Genomic DNA, 19,976 nt, shown 5'->3' with positions numbered 1-19,976 from the left:
CATATATGCTTGGTTTATTGAATAAAGTGTTTGATATGAATAAGCGTCAATTAAAACGTCTGGACAAAATGGCGGATCAGATAGATTCACTTAGCGCGGATGTTGCAAAGCTGACGGACGAGCAGCTGCGTGAGAAGACGGCTGAGTTCCAGGCGCGTTACCAGAAGGGTGAAAGCTTGGAGGACATGCTGGTTGAAGCTTTTGCGGTTGTCCGTGAAGCGGCAAAGCGTGTATTGGGTCTTTATCCTTACAAGGTTCAGCTGATGGGTGGTATTTCCTTGCATGAAGGGAATATTTCCGAGATGAAAACAGGGGAAGGTAAAACGCTTACTGCGACCATGCCTGTTTATTTGAATGCGATTACCGGTAAGGGTGTTCACGTTGTTACTGTCAATGAATATTTGGCAAGCCGTGACGCGACGGAAATGGGTGAGCTATATCAATTCCTTGGCCTGACAGTCGGATTGAATCTGAACGGACTTTCCCGTGAGGAAAAAATTGAAGCGTACAAAGCGGACATTACATATGGAACAAATAATGAATTCGGCTTTGATTACCTGCGTGACAACATGGTGCTGTACAAGGAACAGATGACTCAGCGTCCTCTTCACTATGCCGTAATCGATGAAGTTGACTCCATTTTGATTGATGAAGCGCGTACACCGCTGATCATTTCCGGAAGTGCGCAAAAGTCAGCGGCACTTTACATCCAGGCGAATGCATTTGCACGTACATTGATCCGTGACACGGACTACACGTATGATGTGAAAACGAAGGGTGTTCAATTGACGGAGGATGGGATTACGAAAGCGGAGAAGGCTTTTGGCATCGAGAACCTGTTCGATATCTCCCATGTTGCCCTGAACCACCATATCAACCAGGCGTTAAAAGCGCATGTAACGATGCACAATGACGTGGATTATGTGGTACAGGAAGGCGAAGTGGTCATCGTTGACCAATTTACCGGCCGTCTGATGAAAGGCCGACGCTATTCCGATGGACTTCACCAAGCGATTGAAGCGAAGGAAGGCCTGGATATCCAGAATGAGAGCATGACGCTTGCGACGATTACATTCCAGAACTACTTCCGTATGTATGAAAAGCTTGCCGGGATGACTGGTACGGCGAAAACGGAGGAAGAGGAATTCCGCAACATCTATAACATGAGCGTTATTGCGATTCCGACGAATCAAGATATCGTGCGTGATGACCGTGCGGATCTTATTTATAAAAGTATTGAAGGCAAGTTTAACGCTGTGGCGGATGATATTGCAGAGCGCCATAAAAATGGCCAGCCTGTGCTGGTAGGTACGGTTGCGATTGAAACGTCTGAAGTGATTTCCCGTCTTTTAACAAAGCGCGGCATTAAGCATAATGTCCTGAATGCGAAAAACCATGGACGTGAAGCGCAGATCATCCTTGATGCAGGGCAGATGGGTGCGGTAACGATCGCGACGAACATGGCCGGTCGTGGTACGGACATCAAGCTTGGCGAAGGTGTGAAAGAGGTTGGCGGACTTGCGGTTATCGGTACAGAGCGCCATGAATCCCGTCGTATCGATAATCAGCTTCGTGGTCGTTCCGGACGTCAGGGAGACCCGGGGGTAACGCAATTCTACCTATCCATGGAAGATGAATTGATGCGCCGCTTCGGCTCCGACAATATGAAAGCGATGATGGAGCGTCTGGGCATGGATGACAGCCAGCCTATCCAAAGCAAGATGGTTTCCCGTGCAGTGGAATCTGCGCAGAAACGTGTCGAGGGGAACAACTTTGATGCGCGTAAGCAGCTTCTTCAATATGATGATGTTCTTCGTCAACAACGTGAAGTTATCTACACGCAGCGTTTTGAAGTGCTCGATTCCGAGAATCTGCGTGCAGTGGTAGAGAGAATGATCACTTCCTCTGTGGAGCGGAATGTTGGGCTATACACCCCTAAAGAGGACCTTCCTGAGGAGTGGAACCTTCAAGGCATCGTGGATTATGTGGAAGCGAACCTTCTTGAAGAGGGTGCTGTGACGGTCAACGACTTCCGTGGAAAAGAGCCGGAGGAAATCTCAGAGGTTATCCTTGAAAAAGTGAAGGCCCGTTATGATGAAAAAGAGCAGGAGCTATCCGCTGAACAGATGCGTGAGTTCGAAAAGGTTGTCGTGCTTCGTGCAGTGGACAGCAAATGGATGGATCACATCGATGCAATGGATCAGCTGCGCCAGGGTATCCACTTACGTGCATATGGCCAGATCGATCCGCTTCGTGAATACCAGTTTGAAGGCTTCTCCATGTTTGAGAACATGATTGCGGCTATCGAGGATGACGTTGCGAAGTATGTCATGAAGGCACAGATCCGCAACAATCTTCAGCGTCAAGAGGTGGCAAAAGGCCAGGCGGTTGTTCCGAAAGAGAGCGGCGGCGAGCCCCCTAAGAAAAAGCCAGTGAAAAAAGTGATGGAAATCGGCCGAAATGACGCATGCATTTGCGGAAGCGGCAAGAAATATAAAAATTGCTGCGGACAGTGATTTTTGAAAAGGTGGGGCTGCATATCGGCCCCGCTTTTTTCGTGCGATTGTAAGGAACTAGCTTCCCCCGCTTTTTTATTTTCATAAAATACGTTAGAATAGACTATTAGTGAGCAATAAACTATCTGTGCGAAATAAATATGAGGTGAATGATATGGAATTGGTAGAAATCAGACATGAGTTAGAAAAAATGGCTAAGCGATTAGTCGAGTTTAGGGGGTCTCTTTGACTTAGAGGTCAAAGAACGACGCATTGCCGAACTGGACAATGAAATGTCAAACCCGGAATTCTGGAATGACCAGAACGCAGCGCAGGTTGTCATCAACGAAGCGAACGCACTGAAAGAGCCGGTCAGCCAATTTAATGAACTTAGTGAAAACTACGAAAACCTTCAACTGACTTACGATCTTCTAAAAGAGGAGCCGGATGAGGAGCTGCAAGCGGAGCTTTCCTCTGAGGTGAAAACTGTCACTGAAGACTTCAATAAATTTGAGCTTCAGCTTTTACTAAGCGGGGAGCATGACAAAAACAACGCCATTCTTGAATTGCATCCTGGTGCAGGCGGAACGGAATCACAGGACTGGGGTTCCCTTCTACTTCGAATGTATACTCGCTGGGCCGAGCGCAAAGGCTTCAAAGTGGAAACCTTGGATTATCTTCCTGGCGATGAAGCGGGAATCAAGAGTGTTACACTTTTGATTAAAGGCCACAATGCCTATGGATATTTGAAAGCGGAAAAGGGCGTACACCGTCTTGTGCGTATTTCACCGTTCGACTCCTCGGGGCGCCGTCACACATCGTTCGTATCGTGTGAAGTAATGCCGGAGTTCGACGACAACATTGAAATCGACATCCGTACGGAAGATCTGAAAGTTGATACGTACCGTGCAAGTGGCGCCGGTGGTCAGCATATCAATACCACCGATTCCGCTGTCCGTATCACCCATATCCCGACCAATGTCGTGGTAACGTGTCAGACAGAGCGTTCCCAGATCAAGAACCGTGAGCGCGCAATGAAGATGCTGCAAGCCAAGCTTTATCAAAAGAAGCTGGATGAACAGCAGGCAGAATTGGATGAAATCCGCGGCGAGCAAAAGGACATCGGATGGGGAAGCCAAATTCGTTCCTACGTGTTCCACCCATACTCCATGGTGAAGGATCACCGTACCAATACGGAAGTGGGGAACACTCAGGCCGTGATGGATGGCGATTTGGATCCGTTTATTGATGCTTACTTGAGATCGAAGCTATAAAATGTAGGTACCCTCCGGCCGGTTGGCTGGAGGTTTCTTTATTATTTGGCAGAAGACCCGGATAATACTTATAGGGGTACGGGTATCATGTTCGGATTCGCCCGATAACAGGTTTGTTTCGCCCGCTATTTTAAAATTGCGCCCGATAAGGGGGTTTTTCCGCCCGCTTTTTGATTTTTTCGCCCGATAAATACAATTTTCGCTCCTTTCGACATTCGCAGACAAATTTCGCCGCTGCCGTGAGGCGTCCCCCGCATTTCCGCGCACGCCCCATCCACCACCCCACCTCATAAAACCCACCAAACTAACAAACACTACCACCAAACATCCATCTATTTAACGCTTTACCACGTTATACCAATGCCATTTACACCGCTACATCCGCGTGCTATACTCTTGCTCGTTGTGTGAATTTTTTTAATAGGACAACTTTGGAGGGACAGCAAATTGAAACATCGCAATAGAAATGGTTATCAAGTGAATCCTGTCATTCAACGGGTAAAAGAATATACATATGTTATTTTGGGTTCGGCCATTGTGGCGCTTGCCTTTAACTTGTTTTTGCTTCCGAATCGGGTGGCGTCTGGAGGCGTAAGCGGGATTAGTACGATTCTCGATTCCACATTGGGATGGGAGCCGGGAATTGTGCAGCTTTGCTTCAATATTCCGTTGTTCCTCTCGGGAGTAGTGCTCCTGGGGAAACAATTTGGTTTAAAGACATTGGTAGGGACGATTACCCTGCCGTTGATTGTTCTTTGGACAGCTGGGCTTGAGCCTGCGACAACAGATCCGCTGCTTGGAAGTCTTTTCGGCGGGATTGGGGTAGGTCTAGGTCTAGGCCTTGTTTTCCGTGGGCGTGCTTCGACAGGAGGTACCGATCTTGCGGCACAAATCATCCATAAATACACTGGCCTCTCATTAGGTACATGCGTGGCAGCCATTGATGGACTTATCGTAATTTCAGCAGCGATCGTATTCGATCTGGAGCTAGGAATGTATGCACTCATCGGTCTTTTCGTAACAAGCAAAACAATTGATTTTGTTCAGGTCGGACTCGGGTACTCGAAGATGGCGATTGTCATTACGCAGAAGGAAGAAGAGGTAAAGCAGGCGATTCTGACGAAGATAGATCGTGGTGTGACGAAGCTTTCAGCAACTGGCGGCTATACGGAGGATGAGCGTCCTGTCCTAATGTGTGTGGTCGATCAGACTGAATTCACAAAATTGAAACAAGTGGTGCGGAGCATTGATGCATCTGCGTTTGTGGTCGTTATGAATGCGTCCGAGGTACTTGGGGAAGGTTTTAAAAGGGAATAGAAGGGAATGGATAGGATATAATAATGTCATGTTGGTATATTTTACTTCTAACCTTAGGAGGACAACCTGATGAAAAAGTACTTTTTAGCATTCGTATTTGGAACGTCACTGCTCACGTTGGCTGCGTGTGGTGGCGGAGAAGAGAACAATACAGCCACTGATGCACCTGCAGAAGAGGGCGGCGGTTCCGTTGATACTGCGGAAGCGGAAAAAATCTTCCAGCAAAGCTGTTCAAGCTGTCATGGCGGTAACCTTGAGGGCGGCTTCGGTCCAAACCTGCAAAAAGTAGGAAGCAAGTACAGCCAGGCAGAAATTGAAGAGATCATTGCAAACGGCCAAGGCCAAATGAAGGGTGGCATCGTCAAAGGTGAAGAAGCGACTACGGTTGCAGCCTGGTTGGCGGAGCAGAAATAATAAAAGTAAAAGAGGAAACTTTCCGCTAAATGGGAGGTTTCTTTTTTTGCACATTCGTTTCTTATTAAGAAAAAAATTGTTCTTTATATTGAAACACTGAAAATAAAGCCCTATAATAAAAATGTGTAGTGTGTAAAGGGTCAAGCTGTGGGGAGGGGGATAAGTAAAAATAACTGAAATTTCTTAAAATAAAACTTAGGGGAGAGATTTTATTTTGATTAGAAAATGGCGTTCGTTAAGTATGTTTTTCGCAGCAGTAATATTAATTCTGAGTACTTTTTCTTTTAGTGCTCAGGCGAATGGAAATCAGCCTTCTAATGAAGTACAAGCATTTGCTAAATATTTTGGAGATATTCAAGAAATTAAATCGAATAAGGTTACGACAGTCATCGTTGAGCTTGATGAGCCTTCCATGATTGAAGCGAAAGAAAAAGGGAAAATGCAAACAAAAAACAAATTAAAGAAAGCTCGAAATGCTGTTAAAGCAGAAGTAGGGAAAAAAGCGAAATCTGGTAAGGTAAACCAAGAATATGATCATGTCTTTTCTGGTTTCTCCTTGGATGTCAAAGGTTCAGAGATTCCTAACCTATTGACGATCCCGGGAATTAAAGCTATATATCCAAATGTGGAATATACTGCTACGACATTAGAAGAAATCATTATTGAAAAAGATGCATATTCTCCACAGATGATGCACTCTGCACCGTTTATCGGTTCTGATACTGCATGGGAGATGGGTTACACTGGTGAAGGTGTAACAGTTGCAATTATTGATACTGGTGTAGACTATACTCACCCGGATCTTACGCATGCATTTGGAGACTACAAAGGATGGGACTTTGTCGATAACGACAATGATCCACAAGAAACTCCTGAAGGTGACCCGCGTGGTGAGTCCACGGCCCATGGTACGCACGTAGCTGGAACGGTTGCAGCGAACGGTTTAATTAAGGGTGTTGCACCTGATGCGACACTACTTGCTTATCGTGTATTAGGTCCTGGTGGAAGCGGTTCGACAGAGAACGTAGTTGCTGCAATTGAGCGCGCTGTTCTAGATGGAGCAGATGTAATGAATCTATCACTAGGAAACTCTTTAAATAATGCGGATTGGGCTACTTCCATCGCATTGGATCATGCAATGGCCGATGGCGTGGTTGCAGTTACTTCTAACGGAAATGCGGGTCCAGACAACTGGACGGTAGGTTCACCGGGAACTTCCCGTGAAGCGATTTCCGTAGGGGCTACTATGCTGCCTTACAATGTATACACAGCGGAAACTACGTCTTCCGACGGTGTTTCTTACAGCTCTTCACAAGTTCAAGGTTTCCCTTCCGATGAAACTTTATTGGCTTTAAACGGAAATGACTATGAACTAGTTGACGTTGGTTTTGGTGCTCCAGCTGATTTTGCAGGTAAAGATTTGACTGGTAAGATTGCATTAATCAGCCGTGGAGCAGGGATACCTTTCGTTGACAAAGCGACAGAAGCTGCTAAAGCTGGCGCGGAAGGAGCTATTCTCTACAACAACGTAGCTGGGGTTATGCCTTTAATTCCTGGAATGGCTGTTCCGACTATCATGCTAACGCAAGCGGATGGTCAAGCGCTTTTAGCAAAAGCGGAAGATGTGACAGTGAGTTTTAACATTGAGTTTGCGGGAGTAGTAGGAGAAACGATTGCTGACTTCTCTTCACGCGGTCCAGTTGTCGATACTTGGATGATCAAGCCTGATGTGTCTGCGCCAGGTGTGAACATTACGAGTACAATTCCTACACATAACCCAGAGGACCCTCATGGGTATGGAGCATACCAAGGAACAAGTATGGCATCTCCACACGTGGCTGGAGCGGCAGCGGTATTGTTGCAGGCTAACCCTGGTTGGGATGTATATGACGTGAAAGCAGCATTGATGAACACTTCCGAGAAACTTATCGACCCTGCAACAGGTAAAGTGTATCCGCATAATACACAGGGTGCAGGAAGCATCAGAGTGGTAGATGCGTTGGAAGCCAAATCCCTTGTAACACCTGGTAGCTATTCATTTGGCTATTTTGAAAAGAAAGCTGGAATGCAAGTAGAGCGCCAACAGTTTTCTATCAAGAATATTACAAAAAAAGCTCAGAAATACTCCGTGAAATTTGAGTTGAATAAAGAGGTATCAAGTGATCTTCGAGTAGTAACAAGTTCTAGTGTAAAAGTAAATCCTGGATCTACTCAAGCAGTCAATGTAAGTGTGTCTATCAATACAAACAATATGGCTGCTGGTTATTATGAAGGAAACTTAGTCATCACCTCTGATAGCGGAGAAGTTACAAATGTCCCTACTATCTTGTTTGTAGATGAGCCGGATTATCCACCTCTTTCAGACTTAGGAGTTACTGAACTAGGTCCAAATGAATTTGAAGTTTATGCATATCTTCCAGGCGGTGCAGATGAATTTCAAATGTGGTTGTTCAAGTCAAGTCCTGCAGGTGAAGTTGGAGCATACGTTGGAGATGGTATTTTAGAAAACAATGTTACTGAGAAGGGTGTAGTTTATCGTAATTGGGATGGAACGAATATAACTACTGGACAAAAACTTGCTCCTGGTTATTACCGAGTAGCAATTTACGCTAGCAAAAATGGAAGAACAGCTGCTTATTTAGCTGAAGAAATTGTACAAATAAGATAATAAGCCGTTAGAATCACCACTCACCCAACTCCTAGGAGTTTGGGTGGGTTATTATTTGGAAGAATATTGTAGAAAAATAGCTCTAATTAACTGAATTGTCTAAATTGTATATCCAACATACTAAAGTATATTGAAAATTAAGACTCTTAAAAATATAATGTGGATTGTAAGGATTTTGGACAAACGTAAGTAATTGGTACTTAAGTATATGTCTAGAATTTTTTACATAAGTCGTAAGATACAACAAAAGGGGAGTGGGATGATTTGAAGCGGAAATTAATCGCAGCATTCATGCCTTTGCTGGTTTTAGTGCTTGTTTTCAGTACTTTTGCAGCAAATGGTGTATCAGCTAACACAGGTAAAGAAAACCTTGAGTTGGCTACATTACAAGGGGATTTTGATTTATCATCCTCCAAAGCAGTTAAGGTAATTGTCGAATTACAAGAGCAATCTATTGTTGAAGCGAAGCACAATGGGAAGAAGCAGTCCAAGCAGAATCTGAAAAGTGCTCGAGATAAAGTGAAAAAGGAAGTGGCAAAGCGCACTTCAAAAAGTAAAGTGGAACGTGAGTATGACTATGTATTCTCCGGTTTCTCTCTTGAGATTCCAGCAAATGAGATTCCTAGTCTACTAGCGACTCCTGGTGTTAAAGCGGTATATCCAAACGTGGAATATACAACTACCGAGGAGCTTGTATCAAAAGAAGAATATAGCCCAGCTATGTTTGATTCAGCTCCATTTATTGGAGCAAACGAAGCGTGGGATTTAGGCTTTACAGGTAAAGGCGTAAAAGTAGCAGTAATTGATACAGGAGTTGATTATACACACCCTGATTTGGCTCCAAACTTTGGCGAATACCTTGGATGGGACTTTGTTGACAATGACAATGACCCGCAAGAAACACCTCGTGGAGATCCGCGTGGCGCAGAAACTACTCATGGATCCCACGTTGCGGGTACCATTGCAGCAAATGGTCAAATCAAGGGGGTAGCTCCTGATGCTACTTTACTCGCTTACCGAGTACTTGGTCCTGGCGGATCGGGATCTACGGAAAACGTAGTAGCGGCAATTGAACGTGCAGTACAAGACGGTGCAGACGTCATGAACCTTTCTTTAGGTAATTCCTTGAATGCTCCTGACTGGGCAACCTCCATTGCGCTTGACCAAGCAATGGCAGAAGGAGTAGTAGCGGTGACGTCCAATGGAAACTCCGGTCCGAATAACTGGACAGTAGGTTCTCCAGGTACTTCCCGTGAGGCGATTTCAGTAGGAGCAACTCAATTGCCTTATAATGTTTTTACAGCAGAAACTATTTCATCTGACGGGGTTTCTTATGCATCATCTGCTGTTCAAGGTTTCCCATCAGAAGAAGAGCTTTTATCACTGAATGGACAAGCATTTGAACTTGTTGATGTGGGATTCGGAGCACCTGCTGATTTTGCAGGCAAAGATCTGACAGGTAAAATAGCTCTAATCAGCCGAGGTGCAGGAATTGCATTCGTTGATAAAGCAACAGAAGCAGCTAAAGCGGGGGCTGAAGGAGCGGTACTTTACAACAACGTAGCCGGTACAATGCCTTTGATTCCTGGAATGGCAGTTCCTACCATTATGTTAAACCAAGCTGATGGAGAAGCTCTAAAAGCAAAAGCAGCAACAGTAACGGTCAGTTTTAATGTAGTATTTGATAAAGCAGTCGGAGAAACGATGGCAGATTTCTCTTCCCGCGGTCCTGTAATCGATACGTGGATGATCAAGCCAGATGTTTCTGCTCCTGGTGTTAATATCGTGAGTACTGTACCGACATTCAATCCGGATGCCCCTCATGGCTATGGTGCCAAACAGGGTACTAGTATGGCATCTCCACATGTAGCTGGTGCGGCGGCAGTTATTCTCGAAGCAAACCCTTCGTGGGGAGTATATGAAGTCAAGTCCGCATTGATGAATACAGCGGAGAAAATGGTGAATCCAGCAACTGGGGAAGAATACCCTCACAATACTCAAGGGGCAGGAAGCATTCGCATTGTAGATGCTCTTAAAGCCGAAACACTTGTCAACCCTGGAAGCTATTCTTTTGGTACATTTGAAAAGCCGAAAGGAAAGCAAGTGGAAAGACAACAGTTTGAGATTCAAAACCTATCAAGCAAAGCTAAAAAATACTCCATGGAGTTTACTTTCAAAAATGAAGTAGGCAAGCATGTGAAAGTGACTACAAGTAAAAATCTGAAAGTAAATCCTGGCAAAACTCAAAAGGTCAATGTGAATGTACAAGTAGACGCTTCTAAATTAGCGGCTGGTTACTATGAAGGACATTTAATAGTTTCCGAGGGAGACACAGTAATCGAGGTTCCTACTATCCTATTTGTTGGAGAGCCTGACTACCCTCGTGTAACTCACTTTGGATTCACTCCAATGGGAGATAACAACTTTGAATTCTACTCCTACCTGCCTGGCGGAGCGGAAGAATTGCAGGTTTGGGTTTACACGGCAACTGCTACAGGGGGACTTGGATCCTATGTGGGGGATGCTCTATATGCAGGGGATCTTGGCAAAGGCTACAACTATCATGACTGGAACGGAACTCTAGTAGATGGTACAGTGCTGCCAACCGGACAATATCGAGTAGCGGTATATGCAAAGAAGGGTGAACTTGATCGAGCTATCCTTGGCGCAGATGTATTGAATATTGAATAGATTTAGCAACTAACAAACAAAGCCGGGGTTCTGTGAACTCCGGCTTTGTTTTTTCTCAATCTACAAATTTCCCCAGGAAAAGATAGATTTCTATCTTTATTCATCGACAAAATCCACGAAATTACCTCATTTTGGGGAAAATACCCCATATTTCCAGCCTTGACTCTGATTTGAAAAGAAACTGTAATAATTAAAACTCTGATTTTGTCGAAATAGATGTTATAATGAAGAAGTGAATTTATGCTGAAATTTGCGATAAATATACATATCCATTTGTGGAGTTACTGACCCGCAGAAGTAGCCATACAGTATTTATTAAAAATTCATCAAGTAATCAATTCAAATATTCTAACCCAATAGGTGATTAAATGATACAAATGCAAGACGTCTTTAAAAAATATCCTAACGGCGTTCAAGCTGTTGATGGAATAAATGTAAATATAAAAGCTGGAGAGTTTGTCTATGTAGTAGGTCCAAGTGGTGCAGGGAAGTCCACCTTCATCAAGATGATGTACCGCGAGGAAAAACCGACAAGCGGTTCCATCATCATCGACGGTGTGAACCTATCCAAGTTGAAGGAAAGTAAGGTTCCACTCTTAAGAAGAAATATCGGGGTGGTTTTCCAGGATTTTAAACTCCTCCCGCAATTAACTGTATATGAAAATGTAGCTTTTGCGCTTGAAGTTATTGAAGAAAGTCCGAAGAATATAAAGAAGCGTGTGATGGAAGTTTTAGATCTCGTAAAGCTGAAGCACAAAGCTAGACATTTGCCGAATGAACTTTCCGGTGGAGAGCAGCAGCGTATTTCCATTGCACGATCGATTGTAAACAGCCCTAAGGTAATGATTGCCGATGAACCGACAGGAAACCTTGATCCTGATACTTCATGGGAAATCATGAACATCTTTGAAGAAATCAACGAAAAGGGCACTACAATAGTTATGGCGACGCACAACCGCGAAATTGTAAACACGATCAAGAAGCGTGTTATTGCAATTGAGAACGGAAGAATCGCGCGTGACCAAGCAGAGGGGGACTATGGATATGAAGCCTAGAACTCTTCTGCGACATTTCAGGGAAAGCCTCAAAAGCTTGGCAAGAAACGGCTGGATGACATTTGCCTCTGTCAGTGCCGTAACGGTAACGCTGCTTCTGGTCGGAGTATTCCTTGTACTCATGATGAACCTGAACAACGTTGCAAATGAAATTGAAAAAGACGTAGAGATCCGAGTGCACGTAGAACTTACAGCAACAGAGGAAGATCAGAACGCGCTTCGTGACCAGATACAGAATATACCGGAAGTCGAAACGGTCGATTATTCATCAAAGGAAGAGGAACTAAAAGGGTTAGTGGACAGCTTTGGTGACGATGGCGGTGCATTCGAACTATTCGAACAGAACAATCCGCTTTACGATGTATTCATTGTAAAAACAGCAAATCCGCAGGAAACAATTGCGGCAGCTAAAAAAATTGATGAACTGAATTTTACACATAAAGTAATTTACGGGGCAGAAACGGTGGAAAGATTATTTAAAGTATTCGAGATTGCTAGAAACGTGGGGATTGCCTTAATACTGGGTCTTGTCTTTACTGCAATGTTCCTCATCTCCAATACAATCAAAATCACCATTTTTGCAAGAAGAAAAGAAATCGAAATCATGAAGCTGGTTGGTGCAACCAACGGCTTTATCCGCTGGCCATTCTTCCTTGAAGGACTTTGGCTCGGAGTGTTAGGTTCCATCGTGCCTATCGGAATCATTCTCACATCCTACTATTATCTGATAGATTTGGTGGAACCGAGAATCCAAGGCACATTCATTCAATTGCTTCCGTTCTACCCTTTCGCCTTCCAAGTCATTGGAATCCTGATTGCAATTGGTGCATTCATCGGTGTTTGGGGAAGCATGATGTCCGTCCGAAAGTTTTTGCGAGTTTAAAAGATTCCATATTAATGGTCTACCCATAATAAAAAAACAAAAACCTGATAGGGATTGCTAATTTTTCCCTATCAGTACATAAGATTTTAGGGGGAAACAAGGAATGAGAAGAAAGATTGGTACAGTCGCTATTGCTGCCGTTATTGGATTTTCAGGATTTTTCTCTACAGGCTATTCAGATAAGGCTTCTGCAAATTTAAAAGAAAAGCTGAATGACGTTCAAAGTGAACAATCCAATAATGAATCAACAAGGTCCGGTAAGCAGGATGAAGTGAATCAGCTTCAGTCCGAACAAAAGACTTTAGCGGAAGAAGTAAAGCAATTAGATATAGCAGTAGGCGAAACAAAAGCAAAAATCAGTGCGAAAAAAGAAGAAATTGATGGAACAAGAAAAGATATTACAAAGCTTCAAGAAGAGATTGTTGTTTTAAAAGAACGTATTGAAAAAAGAAATGAGCTTCTAAAAGATCGCGCTCGCTCTTTCCAACAGGGTGGAGGAGCCGTGAACTACCTGGATGTATTACTGGGAGCACAAAGCTTTGGAGATTTCTTAGACCGCGTTGGTGCGGTGGCTACGATTGTACAAGCAGACCGTGATATTTTAAAAGCTCATCAAGAGGACTTACAGCTTTTAGAGGATAAAGAGCTGGAACTACGTGAAAAACTGGCTTCCCTAGAGCAGCAGCTGACAGAATTGGAAGCGATGGAAGTTCAGCTGAAGAACCAAATTAAAGAAAAAGATGCACTAATGGCGCAGCTTAAGAAAAAAGAAGAAGAAACGATGCATGAGATTCACGAGCTTGAAAATGAAGCACAGATCTTAGCGGCACAAGAAAAAGCGATTCGAGCAGAAATTCAAGCTGCAGAAGAACGCGCTAGAAAAGAAGCAGAAGAGCGCGCAAGAATAGAAGCTGAAAATGCAAGAAAAGCGGAAGAGGCAAGAAAGGCTGCAGAAGCTGCTGCAGCTGCCGGTAAACCAGCACCACCTACACATGTATCTTCCCCACCGCCAGTTTCTTCAGGAAGCTGGACACGTCCAGCTACAGGTTCTGTAACGTCCGGTTATGGCGGACGTTGGGGCGGAAATCACTTTGGTGTAGATATCGGGAAAAATGGTAGATCTGGTGACGTACCAGTCGTGGCAGCAGCCAGCGGTACCGTATTCCAATCCTACTATTCGAGTTCATATGGGAATGTAGTATTCATCACGCACTACATTGATGGACAAACATTTACTAGTGTTTATGCCCACCTTGAGCGTCCAGGTGTGCCAGCTGGGACATCGGTTTCCAAAGGACAGCAAATCGGTGTAATGGGCAACACTGGCTATTCATTCGGGGCGCATTTACACTTTGAACTGCACAAAGGTGGTTGGAACGGTTCGAAGTCCAATGCAGTAAATCCGGCAAGCTACATTAATTTCTAAAAAATACACATATTATGTACAAGCACCACATATACTAGTTCTGACAAAAGGCATTACACTTTCAACGTGTAATGCCTTTTACTGCAACAGAAGCCTACCTATTAGCGAGTGATTTTTAAAACGATACAGCAGGCCGTTTACATAAGCGTTTATAATTTCCAACCATGCAGGGCTGTGATACAATTGCTCATATATGTCGTTCGGTATTGGGTATAGGGATGAGGAGGAGCTTTCATGAATCGCAAAATCGTCACATTATTAATGGTACTATCCGTTTTAGTTGGGGCAGGAGGCACATATGCCGCTCTTACATGGCTAGGGTCGAACCCGGCTTCCGCTGTTCCTTCTCAGCAGTCTAAGGATTTTGACATCACTCTTGAAGAACCATCCAAGGAAACAGCCAAGGATCTTGATTCCCAGATGGCGAAGATCCAACAGGCATATGAATTGATTTCCTCGAGATATGTGGAGGAAGTGGAATCCGAAAAGCTCATTCAAGGTGCAATCCAAGGTATGGTCGATACATTGGAGGACCCTTATTCCGTCTATATGGATAAAGAAACGGCCGATCAATTCAACCAGTCCCTTGAATCTTCTTTTGAGGGAATCGGAGCAGAGGTTGGCATGCAGAATGGAAAGGTGACCATCGTTTCTCCGTTCAAGGGCTCCCCAGCAGAGAAGGCAGGGCTACAGCCTAATGACCAGATACTGAAAGTGGACGAAGAGGATATCGAGGGGCTTGACCTTTATCAGGCGGTACTTAAAATCCGCGGTGAGAAGGGAAGCGTGGTAAAGCTTCAGGTTCAGCGTCCAGGAGTACAGGATCCGTTCGTGGTCGAAGTGATACGTGATACGATTCCAATTGAAACCGTCTACTCGGAGACCTATGACCATGAAGGCAAAAAGGTCGGATACATTCAGATTACATCCTTCTCCCAAAATACGGGCGAGGACTTCAAAAAGCAGCTTGCCGCATTGGAGGAAAAAAACATCCAGGGTCTTGTGGTCGATGTTCGTGGAAACCCTGGAGGCCTGCTCGAGCAGGTACAGGTCATCGCTTCCGAATTGGTGACCAAGGATAAGCCTTACGTACAGATTGAACAGCGTAATGGAGAAAAGCAGCGCTTCTTCTCCTCGATTACAGAACAAAAGCCATATCCGATTATCACATTGATTGATAAAGGAAGTGCTTCCGCCTCTGAAATATTGGCAGGTGCCTTAAAAGAGGCTGGGAATTATGAAATCGTCGGAGATGCTTCATTTGGTAAAGGAACCGTCCAGCAGGCAGTACCGATGGGCGATGGCAGCAACCTGAAGCTGACGCTTTACAAGTGGCTGACTCCAGATGGAAACTGGATTCATGAAAAAGGCGTAGAGCCGACGATTCCTGTGAAGCAGCCGGATTTCTTCTATGCGAATCCGATCAACCTGGAAAAAGATGAACAGCTCAGCTATGATACAAATAGTGAAAAGGTGAAAAATGTTCAGCTTATGCTAAAAGGTCTGGGCTTTGATCCAGGACGCGAGGATGGTTATTTCAGCAAGGAAACAGAAACTGCCGTCAAGAGCTTCCAATCGGAAAATGAACTTTCCGCAACAGGGAAGGTTGATAGCAATACTGCAGAGCTAATCCAGTCCAAGCTCCTTGAAGCGGTCCGTTCCGAAAAGAATGATGTACAGCTTCAGGAAGCAATGAAAAACCTATTCAAATAAATTTTCAACGCCGGCTTCTCCTATGGTGAGGGTCGGCTTTTTTGTGTTAAAATAATAGGAACAACAGATATTTCAGATGATGTTAGGCGGTGATTCGATGATAGAATCATGGTTATTGGAGTTACTGAAGGGTGTAGGTCGTTTGTTCATCCATCCTGTTTTTTATGTAACCATGGCCGTTGCAGTGGTATTAGGTTATTTTCGCGTCAAGCGGGAGCGTCATGATTTTCACATCCGGGTGGAATATGGTCTCACTGAGTTGCAAAAAGCGTTGAAGACGCTTGTTTTGGGACTGGCTTTATCCATACTTACACTTGGAGCAGGAATCATCCTTCCATTTGGAACCATCTTTTTAATCAGTATTGTCACAGTGGTTTTTACCCTGTTTATTAAGCCTCGCCTTCTTTCAACAGGCTACATATTCGGTTTCTCCCTTTTGCTGGTTGTCCTGCTTCCGAAATGGACAACCGGTATAGCAAGTGTGGATCGTTTATTTTCTTCTATAGCGGAGACGCATTTGCCAAGCATGGCAGTCCTGATGGGTATTCTCATGATTGCAGAGGGAATGCTGGTCATTAGGCAGGCATCCATGCAAACGTCGCCTCAATTGGAGAAAAGTAAGCGTGGACTTCCGGTCGGATCCCATGTTTCCCAACGTGTATGGGTACTGCCTTTGTTCCTGTTGGTTCCCGGGGATGCCCTTCAAACCAGTTTTGAATGGTGGCCAGTTCTTCAAATAGGAGAGCAGTCGTTTTCCATCTGGCTCGTCCCATTTGCGATGGGCTTTTATCAACGATTGAAGGCAAGCCTTCCAAAAGAAACCGTCCCTATTACAGGGCGGCAGATGTCGGCACTGGGAGCATTGATCTTCGCTCTAGCCATTGCAGCAGTCTGGTGGAAGACGGCAGCAATCCTTGCAGCTGTCCTGGCGGTGTTCGGAAGGGAATTTATCCACTACAGAGTGCGAGCCCATGATGAGGAAAGCCAGCCGATCTTTGTTCAACGAGATAAGGGGCTGATCATTTTGGGTGTGATTCCTCAAAGTCCTGCGGAAAAAATGAATCTTCAAATCGGGGAAATCATTGTAAAAGTAAACGGAATCCCCGTTTCTACGGTAGAGGGCTTTTACGAAGCGCTTCAGCAAAACAGAGCATTCTGCAAGCTGCAGGTCGTGGACACGAATGGAGAGGACCGCTTTGCACAATGTGCGATTTATGAAGGCGATCATCATGAATTAGGACTGCTTTTTGTTCAGTACGGGAAGAAGTGGAAGCGTACGGAAGCGGAATAAATATATGAAGGAGGCCGGTACCCACATGTACCAGCCTCCTTTTTTAGATTTCAATGATTATCGGCAAAATCATCGGTTTTCTTCTTGTCTGTGAGAAGATATATTGGCCGACTGATCTTTTGATATTCTGTTTCATGACATTCCATTTGCGGACATTTTCGTCCTGAAGCTCAGTGACCGTTTTCGATACAAGCTTGTTTACCTGTCTGATAAGCTGATCGGAATTCTGGTCGAAAGTAAATCCTCGAGTGATAGTATCAGGACCTGAAATGATTCCACGCTCAGACTTGCTTAAGGTAACGACAATCACGAGCATCCCTTCCTCGGAAAGCAGCTTCCGGTCCCGTAGCATGACGGAGCCGACATCGCCAGTTCCCATCCCGTCCACGAATATATCACCCGAAGGAATGGAACGGGTCTGACGGGCAATGGAGTCATTCACATCTACCACATGACCATTTTTGATGATGAAAATATTATCTCTTTTTACGCCGACAGACTCTGCCAATAATCCGTGATGATGGAGCATTCTGTATTCTCCATGTATCGGGATGAAGTACGTTGGCTTCATCAGGGTCAGCATGAACTTCAGATCTTCCTGATAGCCATGTCCGGAAACGTGCATGCCGGTCGAACTGCCTGAACCATAGATGACCTGGGTGCCCAATTGATACAGGTTGTCTATGATTTTGGAGACATCCCTCTCGTTTCCGGGAATGGGAGATGCGGCGAAAATGACGGTATCATCCGGGTAGAGGCTGACATCGCGATAGTTGCCGGTGGATAGGCGGGCAAGTGCCGCATTGGGCTCACCCTGACTTCCTGTACATAGGATCGCAACCTTTTCCGGTGGAAGCTGTTCGACGTCCCGTGCCTCCACGAGCATCCAGTCAGGAATATTTAAATATCCACGCTCCATCGCAACTGACACGACATTGACCATACTACGTCCGAGCAAGGCGAGCCTCCTGTTTGTTTTTTTTGCAGCGTCCACGACTTGCTGCACACGGCTGACATTGGAAGCAAAGGTGGAAACGATTATTTTACCTGGTGCTCTTAGGAAGGCCTCATCCATATGGCTGGCCACCATTTTTTCAGAAGGGGATAAGCCTTTTCGCTCCGCATTGGTGCTTTCTGAAATAAGTACAAGGACACCCTCCTTCCCAATCTCGGCCATTCGGTGAATATCCGCATATTCGTTATTGTGCGGTGTAAGGTCAAATTTGAAATCCCCTGTATGAACGACATTCCCTTCAGGAGTCTTGAAAACGATGCCAAGGCAGTCCGGGATGCTATGGCTCACCCTGAAAAAGGAAGCCTGGATGCTCCCCAATTCGAGCGTAGTGCCGGCGTCGATCTTTGTCAGCTCCGTATCCCGCAGAAGCCGATGCTCCTCCAGCTTCAGCTCAATCAATCCCAGGGTGAAATGAGTAGCGTAGATGGGCATATTGAGTTTATTTAGAATGTGGGGGATGCCGCCGATATGATCTTCATGGCCATGGGTGACGATCATTCCCCTGATTTTGTCCCTGTTCTCTTCCAGATATGTAATGTCGGGGATGATCAGATCAATGCCGAGCAGGGTCTCGTCCGGGAATTTTCCTCCGCAGTCGATGACGATCATGTCGTCCTCGTATTGAACAACATACATGTTCTTACCGATTTCATTGATTCCGCCAAGAGCGAATATGGAAAGAGCAGTTTCTTTTGTGCTCATTTTGGGTCCTCCTGTAGTTCAATTTGAGTTGTTGTTAGTATGTGTTGGTTGGGATGGAATTATTTAGGTTGGTGGGGGATTTGTCATCGAGGTTGTACTTATTGTGGGAAGGTAAATTTCCACGGAGTCGGGTAGCGGTGGTTGATATGGAGTTAGTGAGGCTGGGCGAAAAATAAGAATGAGAACATGATAGTGGGAAAGGGAAAGAATGGTGGTTTCAAAAGCCGTGGATGGGACCACGATAGGCGTGGAAAAGAGGAATGGTGGTCTCAAAAGCCGTGGATGAGACCACGATAGGTGGGAAAAAGAGGAATGGTGGTTTCAAAAGCAGTGGATGAGACCACGATAGGCGGGAAAAAGAGGAATGGTGGTTTCAAAAGGCGTGGATGAGACCACGATAGGTGTGGAAAAGAGGAATGGTGGTTTCAAAAGGCGTGGATGAGACCACGATATGCGGGGAAAAGAGGAATGGTGGTTACAAAAGCAGTGGATGAGACCACGATAGGTGGGGAAAAGAGGAATGGTGGTTTCAAAAGGCGTGGATGAGACCACGATAGGCGGGAAAAAGAGGAATGGTGGTTTCAAAAGGCGTGGATGAGACCACGATAGGCGGGAAAAAGAGGAATGGTGGTTTCAAAAGGCGTGGATGAGACCATGATAGGCGGGGAAAAGAGGAATGGTGGTTTCAAAAGGCGTGGATGAGACCACGATAGGTTAGAAAACGAGAAATGGTGGTTACAAAAGGCGTGGAAGAGACCACGATAGGCGGGAAAAAGAGGAATGGTGGTTTCAAAAGCCGTGGATGAGACCACGATAGGCGGGGAAAAGAGGAATGGTGGCTTCAAAAGGCATGGATGAGACCACGATAGGTTAGAAAACGAGAAATGGTGGTTTCAAAAGGCATGGATGAGACCACGATAGGTTAGAAAACGAGAAATGGTGGTTTCAAAAGGCGTGGATGAGACCACGATAGGCGGGAAAAAGAGGAATGGTGGTTTCAAAAGGCGTGGATGAGACCACGATAGGCGGGAA

Annotated in this window: 12 protein-coding genes; 11 read left to right on the top strand and 1 reads right to left on the bottom strand. The window is 45.1% G+C overall.

What is annotated here, in order from left to right; translation table 11 throughout:
* Positions 1-5: 5 nt before the first annotated feature.
* The 11 genes from secA to ACFVAD_RS00510 all read left to right on the top strand — a co-directional run bounded on the left by secA (position 6) and on the right by ACFVAD_RS00510 (position 17,227).
* Positions 6-2,516, top strand: coding sequence for a preprotein translocase subunit SecA (gene secA / locus ACFVAD_RS00560; protein WP_386634782.1), 2,511 nt, complete (start codon positions 6-8; stop codon positions 2,514-2,516).
* Between the two features lie 154 nt (positions 2,517-2,670).
* Positions 2,671-3,769, top strand: a protein-coding gene (gene prfB, locus ACFVAD_RS00555; protein ID WP_386634779.1) for a peptide chain release factor 2 whose coding sequence is annotated in 2 segments (ribosomal slippage) — positions 2,671-2,733 and positions 2,735-3,769 — 1,098 coding nt in all. Because the reading frame shifts where the segments join, the coding sequence is not laid out codon by codon here.
* Positions 3,770-4,216: 447 nt separating this feature from the next.
* Positions 4,217-5,086 (top strand): YitT family protein, encoded by an 870-nt coding sequence (locus ACFVAD_RS00550; RefSeq protein ID WP_386634776.1) that lies wholly within the window; start codon positions 4,217-4,219, stop codon positions 5,084-5,086.
* Positions 5,087-5,155: 69 nt separating this feature from the next.
* Complete coding sequence (gene cccB / locus ACFVAD_RS00545; RefSeq protein ID WP_386634773.1) at positions 5,156-5,500, top strand: cytochrome c551; 345 nt, start codon at positions 5,156-5,158, stop codon at positions 5,498-5,500.
* 241 nt (positions 5,501-5,741) lie between these two features.
* Positions 5,742-8,168, top strand: coding sequence for a S8 family serine peptidase (locus ACFVAD_RS00540; RefSeq protein ID WP_386635351.1), 2,427 nt, complete (start codon positions 5,742-5,744; stop codon positions 8,166-8,168).
* A 264-nt stretch (positions 8,169-8,432) separates the two neighbouring features.
* Positions 8,433-10,859 carry a S8 family serine peptidase gene (locus ACFVAD_RS00535; protein WP_386634771.1) on the top strand — a complete coding sequence of 809 codons (2,427 nt, stop codon included), beginning with the start codon at positions 8,433-8,435 and terminating at the stop codon, positions 10,857-10,859.
* Positions 10,860-11,227: 368 nt separating this feature from the next.
* Positions 11,228-11,914, top strand: coding sequence for a cell division ATP-binding protein FtsE (gene ftsE, locus ACFVAD_RS00530; protein WP_386634768.1), 687 nt, complete (start codon positions 11,228-11,230; stop codon positions 11,912-11,914).
* Positions 11,904-12,797 (top strand): permease-like cell division protein FtsX, encoded by an 894-nt coding sequence (gene ftsX, locus ACFVAD_RS00525; protein WP_386634765.1) that lies wholly within the window; start codon positions 11,904-11,906, stop codon positions 12,795-12,797. Before ftsE ends, ftsX begins: the two co-directional genes overlap by 11 nt.
* Before the next feature lie 103 nt (positions 12,798-12,900).
* Positions 12,901-14,223: a murein hydrolase activator EnvC family protein gene (locus tag ACFVAD_RS00520; RefSeq protein WP_386634763.1), complete on the top strand. Its 1,323-nt coding sequence runs from the start codon at positions 12,901-12,903 to the stop codon at positions 14,221-14,223.
* Positions 14,224-14,457: 234 nt separating this feature from the next.
* Positions 14,458-15,936 carry a S41 family peptidase gene (locus tag ACFVAD_RS00515; RefSeq protein WP_386634760.1) on the top strand — a complete coding sequence of 493 codons (1,479 nt, stop codon included), beginning with the start codon at positions 14,458-14,460 and terminating at the stop codon, positions 15,934-15,936.
* Between the two features lie 97 nt (positions 15,937-16,033).
* Positions 16,034-17,227: a PDZ domain-containing protein gene (locus ACFVAD_RS00510; RefSeq protein ID WP_386634758.1), complete on the top strand. Its 1,194-nt coding sequence runs from the start codon at positions 16,034-16,036 to the stop codon at positions 17,225-17,227.
* A 43-nt stretch (positions 17,228-17,270) separates the two neighbouring features.
* Here the strand turns inward: ACFVAD_RS00510 and ACFVAD_RS00505 are convergent, their stop codons facing one another.
* On the bottom strand, positions 17,271-18,944 hold the full coding sequence (locus tag ACFVAD_RS00505; protein ID WP_386634755.1) for a ribonuclease J: 1,674 nt from the start codon (positions 18,942-18,944) through the stop codon (positions 17,271-17,273).
* Positions 18,945-19,976 lie beyond the last annotated feature (1,032 nt).

Origin of the sequence: Sutcliffiella sp. NPDC057660, from assembly GCF_042800035.1 — a bacterium.
Classification (GTDB): Bacteria; Bacillota; Bacilli; order Bacillales; family Bacillaceae_I; genus Sutcliffiella_A.
The sequence above is the reverse complement of the archived record's forward strand: the minus strand, read 5'-3'. Positions and strand labels throughout refer to the sequence as shown.

Bases quoted from the DNA above. Each gene is read 5' to 3' on its own strand.
- ACFVAD_RS00540 (WP_386635351.1), top strand. From the start codon at position 5,742: ATGTTTTTCGCAGCAGTAATATTAATTCTGAGTACTTTTTCTTTTAGT.
- ACFVAD_RS00510 (WP_386634758.1), top strand. From the start codon at position 16,034: ATGATAGAATCATGGTTATTGGAGTTACTGAAGGGTGTAGGTCGTTTG.
- ftsE (WP_386634768.1), top strand. From the start codon at position 11,228: ATGATACAAATGCAAGACGTCTTTAAAAAATATCCTAACGGCGTTCAA.
- ftsX (WP_386634765.1), top strand. From the start codon at position 11,904: ATGAAGCCTAGAACTCTTCTGCGACATTTCAGGGAAAGCCTCAAAAGC.
- ACFVAD_RS00520 (WP_386634763.1), top strand. From the start codon at position 12,901: ATGAGAAGAAAGATTGGTACAGTCGCTATTGCTGCCGTTATTGGATTT.
- ACFVAD_RS00505 (WP_386634755.1), bottom strand. From the start codon at position 18,944: ATGAGCACAAAAGAAACTGCTCTTTCCATATTCGCTCTTGGCGGAATC.
- secA (WP_386634782.1), top strand. From the start codon at position 6: ATGCTTGGTTTATTGAATAAAGTGTTTGATATGAATAAGCGTCAATTA.
- cccB (WP_386634773.1), top strand. From the start codon at position 5,156: ATGAAAAAGTACTTTTTAGCATTCGTATTTGGAACGTCACTGCTCACG.
- ACFVAD_RS00515 (WP_386634760.1), top strand. From the start codon at position 14,458: ATGAATCGCAAAATCGTCACATTATTAATGGTACTATCCGTTTTAGTT.